1 pseudogene is annotated in these 212 nt (G+C 42.0%); it reads left to right on the forward strand.

From position 1 onward, the window contains the following. Positions 1-212 (forward strand): annotated as a pseudogene (locus tag H1X92_RS00060) (BRO-N domain-containing protein); the annotation flags it as partial.

The raw sequence follows: 212 nt of genomic DNA on the forward strand, positions 1-212 counted from the left end.
TCACCCTATCCAATGGAAGTACTACTAGTCCCTTCTATCGCTACAGAGTGTGAGCGTATCTGGCACGTAACGGAAGAGCTTCAGGATAAAATAGCCGATGCAGAAAAAACAGCGATTAAACGCATTATTCGCAAACGTGAAAATGCCGACAAAGTTATTGCTGAGATAGAAACTTTGTTATCTCAGACTACACAGGATAACCAGCTAATGCT

The sequence above is a fragment of the Arsenophonus endosymbiont of Apis mellifera genome, assembly GCF_903968575.1.
In the GTDB taxonomy this organism is placed as follows: Bacteria; Pseudomonadota; Gammaproteobacteria; order Enterobacterales; family Enterobacteriaceae; genus Arsenophonus; species Arsenophonus apicola.